Origin of the sequence: Bavariicoccus seileri WCC 4188 (assembly GCF_000421665.1) — a bacterium.
GTDB classification, from domain to species: Bacteria; Bacillota; Bacilli; order Lactobacillales; family Aerococcaceae; genus Bavariicoccus; species Bavariicoccus seileri.
Map to the genome: position 1 here is coordinate 1 of NZ_ATXL01000012.1, position 19,403 is coordinate 19,403.

Sequence of the window (19,403 nt, forward strand, 5' to 3'; positions counted from 1 at the left end):
CAGCAAAATATCTGCCAAATTATTTAGAAAAAAAAGAAACGCCGGGGCGTTTCCTTAAGTGATTTAACTGTAACAACACTATTTGACGTAGAACCATAAAAAACCGTGATTCTCCTCCAGCTTAAAGCCAGATCTCAAACCACGGAAAGCCTTTATTTACTTATCTTATTATACTCTTACTTATCAACCCTTGACATCAATACTACCGTCTCAACGTGGCTTGTTTGTGGGAACATATCCACTGGTTGGACTTTCTCAACATTATAACCAGCTGCAACGAAATCAGCTAAGTCTCTAGCCAGGGTTGCTGGGTTACAACTGACATACACGATTTTCGGCGCTTTCACCTCAATCATGGTCTTTCGTACAACGTCATCTAATCCTTTTCTTGGTGGATCAACAACTATGACATCTGGATGTAAGCCTTCTTCCACCCACTTCGGTAGGACTTCTTCAGCTGTTCCAGCCACAAAAGTAGTATTGTCCAATCCATTTAATTCTGCATTATCTCTCGCCATCTCAATCGCTTCAGGGACAACTTCGACACCATAAACATGTTTTGCCTGCTTCGCTAAGGGTAATGAAATCGACCCAATACCACAATAAGCATCAATGACTGTATCACTTTCTTTCAAGTCAGCAAAATCTAGTGCCGTTTGATACAATACTTCAGCTTGATCTGTATTCACTTGGAAGAAAGATGTCGGTGATATTTTAAACGTTAATCCTAGTAATTCTTCTTCAAAATAATCTTTCCCATATAACACATGGTTCACTTGTCCCAAGATACGATTAGTCTTGTCTTGATTCACATTTTGAATCACTGAAACAACTTCAGTTACTCTCTTAGCCAGTTCATCTGCAATCAATTGAAGTGGTCTCACTCGTTTTTTAGCCGTCACAATAATGACCATAATCTGTTGAGTTCGTTGTCCCCGTCTGACGATGATATGTCTGATATCACCAGAACGATTTCTTTCGTTATAAGCTGTTAATTGTAGGCGTCGTAATAAATCTCTAACGACTACCACTGTTTTATCGATTTCTGGGTCTTGAATGTGGAAATTTTCAACCGGCACTAAAGTATGAGTCCCTTTTTTATAAAAACCAGTTGTCAGTTGTCCACACACATTTTGTACTGGTATTTGTCCTTTATTGCGATATCCCCAAGGATTTTTCGTCCCAATTGTTTCCGGAACGTCTACTTCAATGTGACCAATGCGTTTAAGCGCTTCTTGCACTTGGTTCGTTTTGAATGCCAATTGTGCAGGGTAAGCCAATTGTTGGAGTGGCATGGTGCCTGTTTGCCACCCCAATTTGTCTCTTGCTTCAATCCGGTCAGGGCTATCGGTCAATCGTTTGATCACGCGACCATATCCATACTTCTTCCCTAATTTAGTAACTTGTAGTTCGACTGTTTCTTGTGGCAAAGCGTCATGCACGAAAAGAGGGAAGCCATCAATTTTAGCTACCCCCATGCCGTCATGCGTTAGGTCCACTATAGTTGTTTCGTAACGCTCGTTTTTCTTCATTTATAATTTATTCTCCATTCAATTCAGACATACCCTGTCTAAATTGTTCTTCTACTTGCTTCAAGCGATCATCATTTGCTGTTACTTGTGGATAATCCTTGAGATTCGCAAATATTTTGAGTCGTTGTTGTTGATTGCGAAAAACCGCTGGTGCGTCACCACCATATTCCCCATCCAAATTGATCATCAACTTGGAGCCGTCTATTGCTGAGGCTTTGATATAACGAGTCTTCACGTATAAGACATTTGGATTATCCAAATGTTTCCCACCTATCAGCATTTGGTTCGCAATCTGCATCAGTTCAAACAAGTTAGCTGTCTTGATCACGATCAATGAAAATTTACCATCTGTCAGATTGGCATCTGGAACGATTTGTTCAAAACCACCCACTGAATTGGTCAAAGCAATAAAGAACATGGAAGCTAGTCCTTCAAAAACGCCTTTATCGTACTCAATCCTCATCATGATGGGTTTAACTTGTGGTAGTTTCTCAGCACCTTTGACGAGATAAGCTAAATACCCAAAAGCTGTTTTTAATTTACCAGGTACTTCATAGGTCAAGTCTGTGAGGTAACCCCCTGCTGCAATATTGATAAAGTATTGGTCATTACATTGACCCACATCGATCCCAATGGCTTCATTGTGTGTGATTACTTCGGCTGCCTTCACGAGGTCGTTTCTAGGGATATTCAATGCTCTAGCAAAATCATTTGTTGTCCCCGCCGGTATAATACCTAATTTTGGCCGTTTTCGTAATGGCGAGAGGCCTGACACGACTTCATTAATCGTGCCATCACCCCCTGCTGCGATAATCACATCAAAGCCTGCTTTAGCTGCTCTAACAGCTTCTTCTTTTGCTGAATGAGGTTTAGGTGTTGTTGCGAAAGCGCTCGCTTCATAACCGCCAGCCTCGAGGACGCCCAAAATATCAATCATTTGTCTTTTTAAACTTTCTCGTCCAGCTGTAGGATTATATATGACACGTGCTCTCATTCGACAACTCCTCTTTCTTCTTATTGGTCATGACATGTTACTCTTTTAATTCAGTAGTACATTATCGTTTAGCCAATTCTTCTTTAATTAATTTGTTGATCACGCCAGGATTTGCTTTTCCTTTCGTTTGTTTCATTGTTTGACCCACTAAGAAGCCGAATGCTCTATCTTTACCATTTTTGAAGTCTTCGATAGATTGTTGGTTATTATCTAAAACGTCATTGATGATTGGTAATAGTTGCTTAGGATCACTCAATTGGATCATACCATGTTTTTCAACGACTTCTTTCGCGTTGCCACCTTCTTTAGCAAGTAGGCGGAAGACTTTCTTAGCAATTTTCGAGCTGATGGTGCCATCCGCAATCAAGCGAATCATGTCAGCCAAGCTTTGTGGGGTCAATTCGATTTGAGACAAGTCTAGTCGCTCACTGTTCAAGTAAGCTGAAACTTCTCCCATCAACCAGTTAGAAGCTGCTTTAGGATCTGCTCCAGCTGCTACGGTATCGTCAAAGAAATCTGACATTTCTTTCGATAATGTCAATACCATCGCATCATAATCAGGTAAACCAAATTCTTTGGTGTAGCGTTCTTTTCTGAGACTAGGCATTTCTGGGATAGCTAAACGAGCTTCATTAATCCACTCATCCGAGATGATTAATCCAGGCAAGTCTGGCTCAGGGAAGTAACGGTAATCACTGGACCCCTCTTTGACGCGCATTAGCGTCGTTTGATTGTTCACATCATCATAACGTCTTGTTTCTTGACGAATTATCCCACCTTGTCTCAAAATATCAGCTTGACGCGCTTCTTCAAAGGCTAACCCTTTACGAACATACGTAAAAGAGTTCAAGTTTTTCAATTCAGTTTTTGTCCCAAATTCTTCTTGACCATACGGTCTGATAGAGATGTTAGCATCGCAACGCATAGAACCTTCTTCCATCTTAACGTCCGATACTCCCGTAAATTGGATTGTTTGTCTTATAGCTTCAAGATAAGCATAAGCTTCCTCTGGTGACCGCATATCAGCTTCTGAAACGATCTCAATCAATGGTGTTCCTTGACGGTTTAAGTCAACGTATGAAAAGCCATCTGTTCCATGAGTGTTTTTACCGGCGTCTTCTTCGAGATGGATTCGTTCAATCCGAATACGTTTCGTTTTTCCGTCTACCACAATATCAATATGACCATTATGACCAATAGGATAATCAAATTGCGAGATTTGATAAGCCTTCGGGTTATCAGGGTAAAAGTAATTCTTCCGGTCAAATTTGGTGTCTTGATTGATTTCACAGTTCAATGCCAAGGCGGCACGTAAACCATATTCAATGGCACCTCTATTAATGGTCGGTAATACGCCAGGATAGCCCCAGTCAACGACGTTTGTACAAGTGTTTGGTTCCGCACCATAGGAAACAGGTGCTGGAGAGAATATTTTAGATTTCGTTTTTAATTCAACGTGGACTTCTAATCCGATGACTGTCTCAAAGTTCATAATAATTCCTCCTCAAACGTTGGACGTAGGTTTTCATAACCCTTTTCCTTTTCATAAGCTTGACCGACGTTATACAGGGTTTGTTCATCAAAATAATTACCGATTAATTGAACGCCGAATGGCAAGTTATCTTTGTTAAGTCCACTAGGAATTGCCAGAGATGGCAAGCCCGCTAGATTGATTGGAATCGTTAATAAATCTGCCATATACATCTTGATTGGATCATTAAATTTTTCACCTAACTTGAAGGCTACAGACGTTGAAACTGGTCCAAGGATCACATCAACTTCTTCAAAGGCTTTGGCAAAATCTTGTTTAATTAAGGTTCTCGTTTGAGCAGCCTTTTTAAAGTAAGCATCATAATACCCAGAGGATAGTGAAAAGGTTCCTAACATTATCCGACGTTTCACTTCAGACCCAAATCCTTCTGAGCGCGTCTTTACATATAAATCGGTTAAATCTTTGGCATCTTTCGCACGGAAACCGTAGCGAATGCCATCGAAACGTTGCAAGTTTGAGCTAGCTTCTGAACTTGCGATGACATAATAAGCATTAATTCCGTACCGAGAATGTGGCAATGAAATTTCTTTGACGGTTGCGCCTAACTTTTCAAAAGTCTTAATTACATCACGGACATTATCCTTAACCTCATCATCGATGCCTTCGCCCAAATATTCTTTAGGAACACCGATGGTTAAGCCATCAACTTTATCTTTTAGGTCTCTATAATAATTAGGAATTTCCTTATCAACAGAGGTCGAGTCATGAGCATCGGCACCACTGATGGCACTTAATACTAAGGCATTATCGGCAACTGATCTTGTCAATGGTCCAATTTGATCTAAACTCGATGCAAATGCAATCAGTCCATAACGTGATACACGTCCATAAGTTGGTTTCATGCCAACAACCCCGTTAAAAGCCGCTGGTTGACGGATAGAGCCACCTGTATCTGTACCAAGAGTAACAGGTACTAAACTTGCTGCAACAGCAGCGGCTGAACCACCTGATGAGCCACCAGGAACACGTTCATGATCCCACGCATTTGTTGTCTTCTTGAAATAAGAGGTTTCTGTACTACCACCCATCGCAAATTCATCCATATTCAATTTACCAATAATCACAGCTCCAGCTGCTTTTAGCTTCTCAACAGCAGTAGCGTCATAAATCGGTACAAAATTATCTAGAATATGACTGGCAGCCGTCGTTAAAATATCCTTAGTAACGATATTATCTTTGATACCAACTGGAATCCCACGTAAAGGTTGGTCGTCGCTATAACCCAAACGATCAGCTTCTTCGGCTTGTTTTAAGGCAACATCCTTTCTCAGGGTAATAAAAGACTGAACACTATCATCACGATCGGCAATGCGGTTATAAATATCATTCACGATGTCAACAGATGTAAATTTATTTTGAAGCAAGCCCTCGTGTAACTCAACAAGCGATTTATCTGCTAGACTCATGCTGAAACCTCCTCATTTGGACTCATGATAGCTGGGACTTGAATATAGCCATCTTGTGATGTTGGAACATTCTTCATTAACTCATCTCTTTTATCCACTTGAGTAGCAACATCTTCACGCATGATATTTTTTTGTTCATAACCATGAGTAGTTGGTTCAACATTAGTTGTATCTAACTCCTCTAATTCTTCTACCATGTTGATAATAGCTTGCATTTGTTCCGTGAATAATTCAATCTCATCGTCACCAATTGCTAACCGTGCTAACTCTGCAACGTGTCTGATTTCTTCTTGTGTTAATTTCATAAGAACGTTCCTTTCTATTGTTTTATTTTTCTCTTCTACTCTATATACTTTATTATAGTAAATAGATTAAAAACCACAATAGCTAGACTAAAACCATCCTAGCTTTATTGATAGATATAATAGGTAAATGACTGTTCTTTTTGGTCTTGAATCAGGAGGGCCTCTTGTCCATTGATCGAATTGATCTGGATTTGGACCGGTGCATCAAATTGCAAGTACTTATTAGCAACATCCGTTACATGTTGCGCAAAGGCAATAATCTCTGATTTCCCATAAAACTGTGTCATAATATCAATCTGCAACTTATCCATTTTGTCATTTTTATAAAACGCCCGACCTGTGACACCACTTAGATTCGGGAAGAAGGATTCTACTTCAGAACGGAAATTATCGAACTGAGTCGAATCTTGTGTCGGATCCCCAGACGATAATGGGAAAACGACAATCTTATCATTGATCTTGGTCCAATCTGAGATCAATGATCCTTCTGTTGAGGTTGCTGACAGGATATAAACACCACCAGCGATATCATCCGGCTCTGATTCTTTGAATACCCCAATTGTGATTGGGACGTCCTTCAAATCATTATTTTCCCTCAACCGTTGCAAAATCGTCCCGGCCATTTCCTTAGCCTGCTCTTCCATCGCACCATCATCGATCGATTGTTTCACTTCTTTTCCATCGACCGTATAGCTATCAACAGAATTCATCGCAAGTCCAATGCTGATACCAGATAATTCATAAACATTATCGTGTTTCACCACATAATTTTGTTCGAGAATCTGATCTAAGTAAAGAGGTGCTCTTTTGCTCGCATCTTTTTCCCCGTTGTCTTTTGGATTCAAGCCATTTGGGTTGTCATCAGATTGGCGACTTATCCATTCATTTACTGTTTTTGAATCAAGTAATTGACCCTCTTGGAAATAATATTGATCTGTTGGAAAAACAGATTTAGAGAGTTCCAATAAGCCATTTTCAAAATTTTTGACATTGTAGGCAGAGTTAAGACTAAGACTTGCTCCCCTCGAAGCACTTGTTTTATACTTGCCGTCCTCAATCAACGCCCGATAGTAATCGGTACTCAATTGATTATTGGTAGTCGTAACAGGAACTTGCTCGTTTTGTGTCGTAGTCGTTTGATCTTCTCCGACTTCATCCAGACCAAAGCACCCTGCCAATAAGAGACTTGTAGCAACTGCTACAACACCAGTAAGTGTCTGATGTTTGAGTGTCGATTTGTGTGTTGGGTTATGTTTGGAGTTATTGATAGATATCTTATTCATGATTCAAATCCTTTAATCTGGCTTCTAATTGCTTTTCGTCCCATATGGAGACGTTCAGTTGTTCCGCCTTCTCTAATTTACTACCGGCATCTTCACCTGCAATCACTATATCAGTCTTCTTAGAGACCGAACCAGTGACATCCGCCCCTAGATCAGTCAAAAGTTGTTTGAGCTCAGGACGTGTATAGTTAGCGAGTTTCCCAGTCAATACGATGGTTTTATTTCTGAAGACATTTGAACGACTCGTATCAACTGCTTCTTTCTTAAGCGTCAAAGTCAGCCCAATTTTCTCAAATTCTTTCACCATCTCAATTGATTCAGGTAAAGAGAAAAATGTTGTGAGTGATTCCGCGATAATCGTTCCAACACCGTCTATTTGTTCAACCTCTTCCATCGTGGCATGGGTGATTGCATCCATTGTGCCAAAATGCTCTGCGATCAAGCGAGCAGCTTTGGCACCGACATGCCGGATACCTAATCCAAATAATACAGCATTTAAGGGCCTTTTACGACTATCCTTCAACGCATCTAAGACTTTTTTTGCCGACTTTTCCTTAATACCTGGTAATGAGACTAATTTTTCTTCATCCAAGCGGTAAAGATCTGTTAATGATTTAACATACCCTGCCTGATATAACTGGGTAATCAGTCTCGGTCCAATACCGGTCATATTCATCGCATTGCGGGATACAAAGTGGCTTAGTCCTTCAACCAGTTGAGCGGGGCAATTGGGGTTCATGCACCTTAACGCCACTTCCTCTTTCAAATGCGTCAATGGCTCATGACAGGCTGGACAGGTTTTAGGGATTTCAAGGGGCTGACTATCTTTAGGCCTCTTTTCAAGCACCACATGTGTGACTTCAGGAATGATGTCCCCGGCTTTATGGACAACTACAGTGTCCCCGATTCGAATATCTTTGGCAACAATCAAGTCGACATTATGTAAGCTTGCTCGCTGCACTATCGTACCGGCTAAATGAACGGGGGCCATAATAGCTGTTGGCGTCACGACTCCAGTCCGCCCGACTGTCCAACGTACTTCCCTGACGACAGTCTCTTTGATATCGGCTGGAAACTTATAAGCAATCGCCCACTTTGGTCCTTTGACAGTGAAACCTATTTTTTGTTGATCTGCCACATCGTTGACCTTTAAGACAATTCCATCAATCTCATAAGGGAGATGGTGTCTTTTCTCAGTCATGTGTTCGATGAAGGTCCAAATAGCTGCCATCGACTGTGTGACCGTTCTATCTGGATTAACGCGAAAGCCTAATTGTTTCAGCGATTCAAGTGCCTCCTCTTGAGAGGTCACAGGCTCTTCTCTTAACAGCTGATATAAAAAAACGGTCAAATTACGGCTAGCCGTTACTTTCGTATTCAGCTGTCTTAAACTCCCTGCAGCAGCGTTACGAGGGTTGGCAAACACTGCTTGGCCCTCCGCTTCTCTTTTATCATTCAATTGCTCAAAAGAAGACTTAGGCATATAACATTCTCCACGAACCTCACCCGTAAAATCAGTCTTCAATCTCAACGGGATCGACTTGACAGTCCTTAGATTAGCGGTGATATCTTCCCCGACCGTCCCGTTCCCCCGAGTAGCCCCTTGCACAAAGACGCCGTTCTCATAACGTAGAGAAATCGAAAGTCCATCAATCTTTAACTCACAGACATACGTCACAGGGTGTCCAACCGCCTTTTGATTTCGGTCATCGAAGGCTTGTAGTTCCTCGAGATTAAAGGCGTTACTCAAACTCAACATTGGGATTTCATGGGTCACTTTTTCAAAACCCGATAGGACTTCGCCACCAACTCGCTTAGAAGGAGAATCTGGTCTGACCCAGTCAGGATGACTAGCTTCTATTTTTAGTAACTGTTGATATAAGACATCATATTCTTTATCAGTCACGGTTTCCTGGTCCAATACATAATAATCATGACTATACTGGTTCAGTTTCTCGACTAATTTCTGATAATCTTCAACTGTTTTTATATCTGTAGCATTCATAGGTGGCCTCCTACTTTATAAACTCACTTTTGGCTGTAATCGTTGTTCTTATTTTAAACTAAATCACAGGGATATGCTCACTATTCTATTAGACATCAATTGGCTTTTTCGATGGGTGCAAAGGCGGCCAATAGACGTTTGATGCCAATTTTTGGAAAGGCGATATCTAGTTGTTGGTCATTGCCATCACCCTTAACGGCTACAACAGTGCCGATACCCCATTTTTTATGGGACACATGGTCGCCAATTTTGAAAACAGCAATGTCATCTGAATCATGCGATTTGAGTGCTCCAACTTTTTGGACCCCTTTGTGCTGTTTTGTTTGATAGGCAGGCTTAAACGCCCGTTGATAGTGACCATTGGATTGCTTTTGTCCCATTTTAGAAGAACCCCTATCAAATGAATTCAGTGGGCTCTCTTCTTTTAATAACGACGGATCTATTTCTTCGATAAACCGAGATGGACGATTAAATTGGTGCTTTCCATACAATAAACGGCTACTTGCGCGTGTCAAATATAACTCTCGTTCTGCTCTAGTAATGCCGACATAGGCGAGTCGGCGCTCTTCTTCTAATTCATCCTCTGACTGCATCGCACGAGAGAGCGGAAATATACCTTCTTCCATCCCAACCAAAAAGACGATGGGAAACTCAAGCCCTTTTGCTGCATGTAAGGTCATCAAGGTCAATGCTTCATCTGATTCTTCTTCAGTATCATTGGTATCAGTCACCAATGCCAAATCAGTTAAGAATTGCACCAGTATCGGGGTCTCGTCGGTCTCGTCGGCTTCTTTTTCAAACTGTTCTGCAGCTGATAATAGTTCTGATAAGTTTTCAAGGCGACTTTCTGCTTCTAAAGTTGCCTCTGATTTCAGCATATCTTCATACCCAGACATCTCGATTGTCGTTTGTAATAGGTCTTTCAAAGAGGTTGCCTGACTCATGGTAGTCAGGTCATTCATTAACTTCTTAAAGTCATCAATCCCACGGGCTGCTTTTCCGGTAATCGGTGCTAAGGCAATTTGTTGTGCTGCAGCTAATAAGGGGAGATCCTCTTGTGTAGCAAACTGAGTGAACTTAGCCATGCTGGCTGGACCGACTCCTCTTTTAGGGATATTGACGGCACGATTAAAACTGATATCATCAGCTGGATTAACCAGCAACTTCAGATAGGCCAAAATATCACGGATTTCACGTCGATCAAAGAAGCGTTGCCCACCAACTAAACGATAGTTGATACTCGAACGCATCAAGGCATCTTCAAATGACCGAGACTGAGCATTAGTACGGTAAAGAATCGCTATGTCATTTAATGAGACGCCCTTTTGCTCTGCTTCTGTTATTTTTGAAATCATGAAACGAGCTTCATCCGTTTCGCTTTGTGCCACATACAGTGTGATTGGAACACCCTCTTCTTTGTCTGTCCAAAGTTTTTTGGGTTTTCTACCATGATTTTTTTCGATTACATTATTTGCAGCTGCTAATATTTTTTTGGTTGAGCGATAGTTTTGCTCAAGCATGATGACTTTTGTTTCTGGGTAGTCTGATTCAAAGTTCATAATATTTGAGATATCCGCACCACGCCAACCATAGATACTTTGGTCTGCATCACCAACTACACAGACATTTCTCAGACCCTTTCCGAGCAACTTGATCAAACGATATTGTGCATGGTTGGTATCTTGGTATTCATCCACATGGATATACTGGAATTTTTCTTGATAAGTCATCAAAATGTCGTCGTTTTCTTCAAACAACTTGACGGCATTAAAAATCAGATCATCAAAGTCCATTGTCTGACTTTTTTTTAATTCTTTTTGATAGCGATCGTAACAATCAGAGATCACTTTCCCTAAAAAGTTATCATGTAATTCACGATAGGTTTTTGGCGTTTCTAGATTGTTTTTAGCTTGTGAAATATGATTGAGAATCATTCGATAGTCAAATTTTTTGGGGTCTAGATTTAAGCTTTTGATAATTCGTTTCATGAGGGTTTGTTGCTCACTAGAATCTGCGATGCTGAATGAGCGTTCAAAACCAATGGCACTGGCTTCTCGTCGTAGAATTCTGACACACATGGAGTGAAAAGTTGCAATCCACATGGATTCAGCTTGATCACCCACTAACTGAACCAGTCTTTCTTTCATTTCGTTGGCTGCCTTATTGGTAAAGGTAATGGCAAGTATACGCCAAGGGCTGACCTGCTTTTCAGACATCAGGTAGGCAATTCGGTGAGTCAACACCCGCGTCTTTCCACTTCCGGCACCTGCCATGATTAGCAAGGGTCCTTCTGTTGTAGTAATAGCTTCTTTTTGTTGAGGATTCATCTTTTCTAATAATTGGTTTGCCACGATTCTTTACGACTCTTCCTTTCTCTTAAAAATAAGTCTAAGACGTTGTCTCAGACTTATTTTTTGTGCCTATAATTACTTATTGGCTATAAAACGAGGACTTATCAGCTGATTTTCTCTGCCTCATAAGCGGCTTGTAATTGTTCAAATAAATGTTGTAATTCTTTTTTTGTCGCCGCCGAAATGGTGACACTCCCCATTACTGATGGGACTTGGGTTTGATCTTTATCATGAAAGGATCCGCGCCATGTATCTTCCGTCGCAAATTTTTCTGTGACATAAGTGATATTCCCTTCGGTGACTGGCATGTTGATTGCTAATGAAAAGAGCTCGATCCGAGGTAATGGCAAATCCACTAGCGCACGAATGTGACAAGTATAATGACTATTTGTCGTGACGTCTTGGGAGTAATCACCCACCATTGTTGGTCGATTACTGGCGTGTAAAACTGTCAAATTGCCGTAATTACTCACGAGAAACTGAATCACTATGATACCAACCGTTTGGAAGCGGGTCGACAATTGATCAGCAATTCTTTGGGCAGAAATGATTTGATCGGTACTCAATCGTCCTGGCGTAATCGTATATTTTAACTCTCTATCGACATACTGATGTTGGGCTACCGGATAAAGAACACTAGCCCCATTATTATTCTGACATGTCATGATTGAGATGATTTTGGCGTCAGGAACCCATGTTTCAAGTATCGCTGTCCCATGGTCAAAAATTCGTGCAACTCCTGGATCATCCACATCTTCATTTTCTCTCAAAACGACAGAAGCCGCTTTTTCTCTATCAATAAAACGAGCGGCCTTCAAAATACAGGGAAAGCCAATATGATCGATTGCAGTTGGTAGTTCTTCTTGCCTGACCACAGATTCATACGGCAAGATGGGAACATCAGCTGCTTCATAGAGAGCTTTCTCTAAAAAAGAATCTTGTTCTAAGTATAAGAGGTCAGGATTTTGAGGAAAGGAAGTCTCATGAGAGAGTTTAATCAAGAGATCTGGATCTAAACGTTTTGAGGTATAGGTCACCACTTGACACTTTCTAGCAAACTCTCTTAAGTGAGACAGGTCATCATAAGCACCCTCTATCACTGGTATCCCTAATGACCGAACCGTATCATCCTGTTCTTCGACATATAGTAAGACTTTGAGTCCTAGTTGCTTAGCAGCTAACGTTAACCCAATTGCTTCGTGTCCTCCACCGATGATTCCGATCGTCTTTCCTACTTCAAATGACATCATTTATTAACCCCGCTTCTCAGACATAATCATGTTTTATTTTAGCATGAATACAAAAAAAAGACATCAGTTAATCATACTGATATAACTGATGCGTTCTAATCAAATCAATGATTTTTGTAGCATAATCTGGGTCCGTCGCATAGCCACCTTGCTGCAACCCCTTCGCCTGCCCAATATAATCTGTGGCATCCAATAAAGCTCGATACTGATCTTTATTCCATGTCGTTCCATATACTAGGGTATTCGCATGGTCTCTGATTGACTCATCCCATGACTCATAAACTCTAAAATCAGCTGTGATTGTGATCCATTCATTGTTTTCAAACTCTAAAGTGGGTAAGCTAACGCTCTCTTGGTCTGGACCGGCTTTGATCCCGAACAAATTGTTATAATTGGCAGCTAACTCACTATTTCCCCAATCAGATTCTAGGATTGCCTGAGAAATGGTGATGCTTGGCAATATGCCTGTTTCCTGATAGAGATCTTGGCTGACAGGCACGATAGCTTCAATAAAAGCTTGGCGAGCATCATCCGCTTGTTTTACTTCGCGTTGATAGGTTTGATAGGACCATGTTCCAAGCGCGGCAACCAGTAAAAAACCTAACAACAGCGCAAAACAGCCTATTTGCAGTAGGCTGAGCGACTTTTTCTTATGGTACTTTTGATAGGTTTTTTTACGTTTTACCACTTTTAGTTCGCTCCTGATTGTTGTTCATTGATCAATGTTTGCTTTTGCGTGTCACGTAAAGTGCGTACTTTCTCATTGGTCTCATCTGTGCGGTGGAAGTAGCGATAATTTCTTGGCCAAAATTGTTGGTCAAATAATTGGGTAAAGCGAACATCCAAAATTTCTTTCGTGATTGTTTGATCGAACTCTTGATGGATAAAGTGTTTTTCTGCCAATTGATTTGTATATCGAGATAATGGGTAGACTAAAAATTCATAATGGTGATCACTCGAAAACGCATTGGGAGCATTCTTATCACGAGCCTCTTGATCTATTTTTGGCGTTTTGACAGTTTGATAGTGGGTCATAATGGGATCCATCGTGACCGAATCGACAACAATGCTATCCCCATCTTTATGAATCGTGAAGTTAAGTAAACCGCCTAAGACGTTATCAACATCCTGCATCCCATTTAGGCCATTCCCAATTGAATAAGCAACTAGAGTCTTATGACCTTCAGTGCCCTCCACCCATTCTATTGGTTGGATGACATGTGGATGTGTACCAATCACTGCATCGACACCTTGGTCCGCAAAAAATTTGGCCCAGGTTTTTTGGTCATCATTAACCTCTGTAGAATCTTCTGTTCCCCAGTGGGCTGACACCACCACTGCATCTGCTTCTTTTTTTGCAATCTCGACTTGCTTCTTGATTAGATCCTGGTCGAGATAGTTGACACGATAATTATCATTAGCTACCATGCCGTTGGTGCCATAAGTATAGGCAAGAAAGGCAATTTTGAGACCATTCTTTTCTATAATAGTCACCTTGTCTTGATCGGCTGCCGTTTTGTTAACACCAATCAACGGCAAGCCTACTTTCTGGAAGTTATCAATGGCATTGATAACACCTTGATCTAGCTTATCTAACGAATGATTGGTTGCCCCATTTATCACATCAAAGCCTGTATCTTTTAGTGCTGTTGCAACTTCTTCAGGAGAATTAAACATCGGATAACTACTAAGTCCTAATTCCTTTCCACCTACGATTGTTTCCTGGTTGACGAATGCTACGTCTGCCTCGGCAATCTTAGGTTTGATTAATCGATAGAAAGGTTTGAAGTCATATTGGCCGTCTATCGTACCATCTACAGCATCAGCAGCATCATAAACCGAAGAATGGATCAAATTATCCCCCATTGCAATGATTCTGACCCTTTCCGAGTCATTCTCTTCGCTAGCTTTGACAGGCTGTGTGGTCTGAATCATCCAAAATAGAAGGACAGCTCCGACCAACAAAAGCGGGGGCAATTTTAGTAGGAACTTATTTGAAAATTTAGTAACAACCTGCTGTTTAATTATTTTTAGATAGTCCTTATGCCGCTTCATGATCGATTGCCTCTCCCAACATACTCTTCTAACGTCCAATTGTTTTGATAAATCGTCTGAGCAGCTTCTTCACCGACGTAACGGAAATGCCATGACTCATGATCATAACCGGTAATAGCTGTCTTATCAGCTGGATATCGTAGAATAAAGCCATATTGGGCTGCAATCTCAAGTAGGACCTTATAATCTGAGATTGATTCTAGTTGATCATACCTGACATCATCGACCGTTACATCGACCGCAAGACCAAGTTGGTGTTCACTAAGACCCGGCATTGCGATGACCTTACGCGCCTCTTCCTCACTCATAGATGTTAGTGCGTAATCAAAAACGGACTGTTGATAACTATAAGAACGATAAGCTGCTATTGTCTTCAACGTGTGTCCTAACTCTGCTTCTACAGCATCTGTCCAATCATTTAATGGTTGATAAGCGACCTCTTGGATGAATTGATCCCCCAAATAACACGAAAAATCACTTTCGCTACAGGGTTGAGGTACCCTGACCATGTCTTTTGGTTCATAATCGGCTGGTAGCGCGTGACGTTTATTAGCTATCGTTAAGACTGTCGTTGGCATACTGATTTCTTCAGGATCATCTGGCAACGGCTCATCCGCATCCGTGTTGACGTAACTGATTACCTCCTCTGCCGATTCATTCGGATTGTCTTTCCAATAAGCAGCATAACGGTCTTTCTTTCCATCGTCGTAAAAAGAAACTGTTTCTAGTTGTTCCTCTGGACTAGCTGATTCAGTGCTACTATCATCCTTGTCATCACTACGTTTGAGCGTAGCTTTCTCACTTGAATTATCATTTTGCGTGCCATTATCTTCTTTTGAAGCTTTACCCTGGCAGCCTGGTAATACAATTAATACGACCGCCAAACCTATGACGATTAGCATTTCAGTCATTGAACACCCTCCAATGTACTTTTACATCTATTAATGAAAAAATATAATTAAATAAATACTAATCAAACGATGGCTCAAAGCTTACCGCCTGAAAAACAACCTCTTTCTCAGTGTTTTTCTGGCAGCTTTTTGTCCATAAGTCCATCTAGCTTGAAAATTTCTCATTTTCCGCTAGCTCTCCTTATGGCTCAAAGCTAATCGCCCGAAAAACAACCTCTTTCTTATAGTAATCTATATTATTACTGTCTACAAGAATATTGGTAGACTTTAACACACCTGATATGTGCTTGTAAAAAGGACTGTGCCACATTGTCGGCACAGTCCAAAATTTTTATGCTTTAATCTGTTAAACACGTGACGTTTCAATCGTCTCAAAATACTCTAACAAATTGCGGTGGTGTGCTTCGATGTATTGTCTCGTAACTCCTGGAAGGTGCAACTCAATCACATCTTTATAACTCCAAAAATCAAATGGCAACTCTAATCGTAAAGTCGATATGCCATCTCGAATCACATCATTGTCAGTATCACTGGTATACCAGACGACTTTACACTGTCCAGTTGCCAACCACTTTTTAGCAACCGCAATTTTTAAATCACGATATTCAGACAAGGGATCATTTTCGACTTCAGTTAGGATATCAGCATTTCTAACGACTTTTTGAACCAACATCCATTCGTAATCGGTAAATAGGGTACTAAGGATCCTCATATTTTCGTACTTCAATCCTTGTTGTCCTTTCTTCCAACGATCCCAACTTTGTCCGGTAATCTGTAATTTATGGGTATAAAACGCCTTCTCACTCACATATCGTTCTTTAACTGCATTCAATACGATTGCGACTAATGCTTCATTCATATCATCCACCCTTTCTCGTTAACATCACTTTTTAGGTGTATTGTACACCTAAAAGGTTAAAATGTCACGTGTAGGGTGGTAAGTTCACTGAAAAAGTGATTTGTACAACGTGAGAGTTCTTAATGTTCCAAGTCGTCTAAGGTCGCCTTAAATTATCTTAATCCTGTGCTTTCAAGGCTTCCACCATATCAACTCTCTTCAACACGAGATGCATAACTCCCATCACGATCAGTGCGAACAAGAGGGTCAAGCCAGCAGCATAGAGATAACTTGTCCAATTGATCACCACTCTAAAGACAGTTTCATCGATTTCAGCCGTTTTAAGGACAAAAGTCGTTAGTGCACGTCCCATCAACGCTCCTAATCCAATCCCAATGAGCGTCAATGCTAACAGTTCTTGAAAAATGTACCACGATACTTCTTCATTATAAAAACCAAGCACCTTGATTGTCGATAGTTCTCTCATCCGCTCGGACACATTAATCTGGGTCAAACTATACAAGACGACGAAAGCTAGCAGAGCAGCCGAGACAACTAACACAATCGTGATCACTCCTAGACCATCCATCGTATCTTGAACGCTCGAACCTAGTCGGCTCATCAACGTAATCGCTTGAACGCTATTATTTTCCGACAGGCTTTCCGCAAAATCATCCTCTTCTTGAGTCGAAACTTCTCCTTTATCATGATAGGTCACGAGATAGGCTGTTGATACAGTGTCTTCATCAAATATATTTTTAAATTCTTCTGGTGTGACATAGAGATAATGGCTCAGATAATTAGCCGCTAGCGATTTGACTTTAACTGAATAATCCGTTTGGTCTCCTTTGACTTTGAAATGCAAGGTATCCCCTTCTTCAATATCAGCCAATTGAGCTAACTTCTGGGTCAATATCGGACTGTCTTTGGTAATGTCTAGATCCGTTTTCCGATCTGGTGTCATCAAATGATACATCTTATCAAATTGGCCCGATAAAGGCGCTAGGATCATCAGTGTTTGATCATTCATCCCATCTTTGGAGACTGTCACATTCTTACTTTCAATTGGTAAAACATCGCCGACAATGTCTGCTTCTTTGAGAGCTTGATTGATGTCATCGCGGTCGTTATCAGTGGCAGCGTCAGTAAATGTGATCATCGCATCAAACGTTTGAACATCTTCAAACTGGTCTGTTGTTACTTGCGAAATAGAGTCATTCAAGCCAAAACCAGTTAAGATCAACGCCATACAACCTGCAACACCAATGACTGTCATCGCATTTCTTCCTTTATAACGGAATAGATTTCTCAACGTCATTTTGCGATTGAAACTAATATGACGCCACAAAAATGTCCATCTTTCCAGAACAATTTTCTTCCCTTTTTTAGGTGGCTTGGGTTGAAGTAATTCCCTCGGGCTCTCATGGGTCGATTGCCAGACTGCAAATAAAGCTGCACCAAGCGTCGTCACCATGATGAATGATACAGCAATCATTATGACGTGAGGTTCTACCTTAATCAAAAAGTGAGGCAGGTCATACATCGACGAGTAGGCATTAAAAATTAGTGGTGGAAATAGCGGATAGGCAATGGCTACTCCAATCGCACTCCCCACTATAGCTGCTAAAAAGGCATACGCAACATATTTCAAGGCAATTTGTGCCTTGCTGTACCCCAAACCACGATACATTCCAATAGTGATTCGTTGCTCATCGACCATTCGTTTGATAGCTGTAAAGCACATCAAGGCCGCCACTAATCCAAAGAAAACAGGGAATATCCGTGCGATGGCTGAAACGCGATCAGCATTGTCTTGATATTCTGAGTAACCGACATTTTGGGAGCGATCCATGACAAAATACTCAGGCATTTTTAGGTCATTCAGTTCTTGTTCTTTTTCGTTTAGATCTTCCTCTGCTTGATCTAAGTCTGCAGTTTTCTCGGCATATTCTTCATCAAATGCAGCTTTTTGCGCCTCTAACTCTGCTGATTGTTCAGCAACAGTGGCTTCTCCAAATTGTGCCCTTGCTGCTTCGATTTCAGCTTCAGCGGCCTCTAATTGTTTTTTTCCATCTTCTAAAGCTTTCCGTCCATCCGCAATTTCCTTTTTTGCATCATCAATGCTCGGTTGCGCATCAGACCTAATACCATCCAATACTTCTTCTGGTCGTTTGCTGAGCAAGTCCTCTAACGCATCCGTTTCTTGATCAACCTGATCATCGTAATCAGAGGTATACGGCACCGTATGTTCGAGTTTCGGACTTCTGATTAACAAACTCGTATAGGTATCATTATTGAAGGCTTCGTCTGAGACATAAGCATAATAATCATAACTTGCAGCAGTTTGCGCGGATTGTCGATTATAGCGCTCTAAGTATTCGGACGACGTCACAAAGCCCGAAATTTTATAGTCTTTTTCTTTTAAAGCTAACGGCTCATCTTGTCCTTCAACCGCCTCTGTCAGCGTTGTCTTATCTTTGAAGGTAACTGTATCTCCGACTTTATAGCCCAGGTTTTTAGCCATCAATTCGTCGAGCGCAATTTCCTGGTCGTTTTTTGGTAAATGGCCTGTTATCACTAGTGGAACAGTAATTTTTGACCCCTTCCGCCAATTCATCACATTGATTCGCTTATCATTAGCCGTCAAAATCAACGATTGGCGTGACTCTACTTGATAACCGTCATCCTCAATCACCTTGAGATCATCGTCTGTCACCCCATAGGTTGAGACAATTGAAAAATCCGCTAGATTTGTATCAGAGTAGTACTGTTGCCCACTCTTAAGCATACTTGGTCCGGCGCCTCTCACCCCAACGTAGAAACTAACACCAAGCAAAATGATGCCGACTAGAGCCAAAAATCGCCCCATACTGGACTTGATATCACGAAAAATAGTTTTCAGAAAGGTTTTTGTTAACATC

Annotated in this window: 14 protein-coding genes; all 14 read right to left on the reverse strand. The window is 41.0% G+C overall.

Going from position 1 to position 19,403, the window contains the following annotated elements; all coding sequences use genetic code 11:
• Positions 1–176: 176 nt before the first annotated feature.
• A complete protein-coding gene (rlmD, locus tag H541_RS0103885; RefSeq protein WP_022796035.1) occupies positions 177–1,532 on the reverse strand; it encodes a 23S rRNA (uracil(1939)-C(5))-methyltransferase RlmD in 1,356 nt (451 codons plus the stop codon).
• Positions 1,533–1,539: 7 nt separating this feature from the next.
• A complete protein-coding gene (locus H541_RS0103890) occupies positions 1,540–2,526 on the reverse strand; it encodes a diacylglycerol kinase (RefSeq protein ID WP_022796036.1) in 987 nt (328 codons plus the stop codon).
• A gap of 61 nt (positions 2,527–2,587) precedes the next feature.
• On the reverse strand, positions 2,588–4,018 hold the full coding sequence (gene gatB / locus H541_RS0103895) for an Asp-tRNA(Asn)/Glu-tRNA(Gln) amidotransferase subunit GatB (protein ID WP_022796037.1): 1,431 nt from the start codon (positions 4,016–4,018) through the stop codon (positions 2,588–2,590).
• Positions 4,015–5,484, reverse strand: a complete 1,470-nt coding sequence (gene gatA / locus H541_RS0103900; protein WP_022796038.1) for an Asp-tRNA(Asn)/Glu-tRNA(Gln) amidotransferase subunit GatA — start codon at positions 5,482–5,484, stop codon at positions 4,015–4,017. The genes gatB and gatA overlap by 4 nt, the downstream gene beginning before the upstream one ends.
• Positions 5,481–5,789 (reverse strand): Asp-tRNA(Asn)/Glu-tRNA(Gln) amidotransferase subunit GatC, encoded by a 309-nt coding sequence (gene gatC / locus H541_RS0103905; RefSeq protein ID WP_022796039.1) that lies wholly within the window; start codon positions 5,787–5,789, stop codon positions 5,481–5,483. Before gatC ends, gatA begins: the two co-directional genes overlap by 4 nt.
• A 104-nt stretch (positions 5,790–5,893) precedes the next feature.
• Positions 5,894–7,072, reverse strand: a complete 1,179-nt coding sequence (locus H541_RS11495) for a CamS family sex pheromone protein (protein ID WP_022796040.1) — start codon at positions 7,070–7,072, stop codon at positions 5,894–5,896.
• Positions 7,065–9,077: an NAD-dependent DNA ligase LigA gene (gene ligA / locus H541_RS0103915; RefSeq protein ID WP_022796041.1), complete on the reverse strand. Its 2,013-nt coding sequence runs from the start codon at positions 9,075–9,077 to the stop codon at positions 7,065–7,067. Before ligA ends, H541_RS11495 begins: the two co-directional genes overlap by 8 nt.
• Before the next feature lie 95 nt (positions 9,078–9,172).
• Complete coding sequence (pcrA, locus tag H541_RS0103920; protein ID WP_033420769.1) at positions 9,173–11,404, reverse strand: DNA helicase PcrA; 2,232 nt, start codon at positions 11,402–11,404, stop codon at positions 9,173–9,175.
• A 128-nt stretch (positions 11,405–11,532) separates the two neighbouring features.
• Positions 11,533–12,678: an ATP-grasp domain-containing protein gene (locus H541_RS0103925; protein WP_022796043.1), complete on the reverse strand. Its 1,146-nt coding sequence runs from the start codon at positions 12,676–12,678 to the stop codon at positions 11,533–11,535.
• Between the two features lie 67 nt (positions 12,679–12,745).
• A complete protein-coding gene (locus tag H541_RS0103930; RefSeq protein WP_022796044.1) occupies positions 12,746–13,366 on the reverse strand; it encodes a glycoside hydrolase family 73 protein in 621 nt (206 codons plus the stop codon).
• A gap of 2 nt (positions 13,367–13,368) precedes the next feature.
• Positions 13,369–14,733, reverse strand: coding sequence for a CapA family protein (locus H541_RS11500; protein WP_022796045.1), 1,365 nt, complete (start codon positions 14,731–14,733; stop codon positions 13,369–13,371).
• A complete protein-coding gene (locus H541_RS11505) occupies positions 14,730–15,644 on the reverse strand; it encodes a M15 family metallopeptidase (protein WP_022796046.1) in 915 nt (304 codons plus the stop codon). Before H541_RS11505 ends, H541_RS11500 begins: the two co-directional genes overlap by 4 nt.
• A gap of 346 nt (positions 15,645–15,990) precedes the next feature.
• A complete protein-coding gene (locus H541_RS0103945; RefSeq protein ID WP_022796047.1) occupies positions 15,991–16,503 on the reverse strand; it encodes a hypothetical protein in 513 nt (170 codons plus the stop codon).
• Positions 16,504–16,660: 157 nt separating this feature from the next.
• Positions 16,661–19,402 carry an ABC transporter permease gene (locus H541_RS0103950; protein WP_022796048.1) on the reverse strand — a complete coding sequence of 914 codons (2,742 nt, stop codon included), beginning with the start codon at positions 19,400–19,402 and terminating at the stop codon, positions 16,661–16,663.
• Position 19,403: the final 1 nt, after the last annotated feature.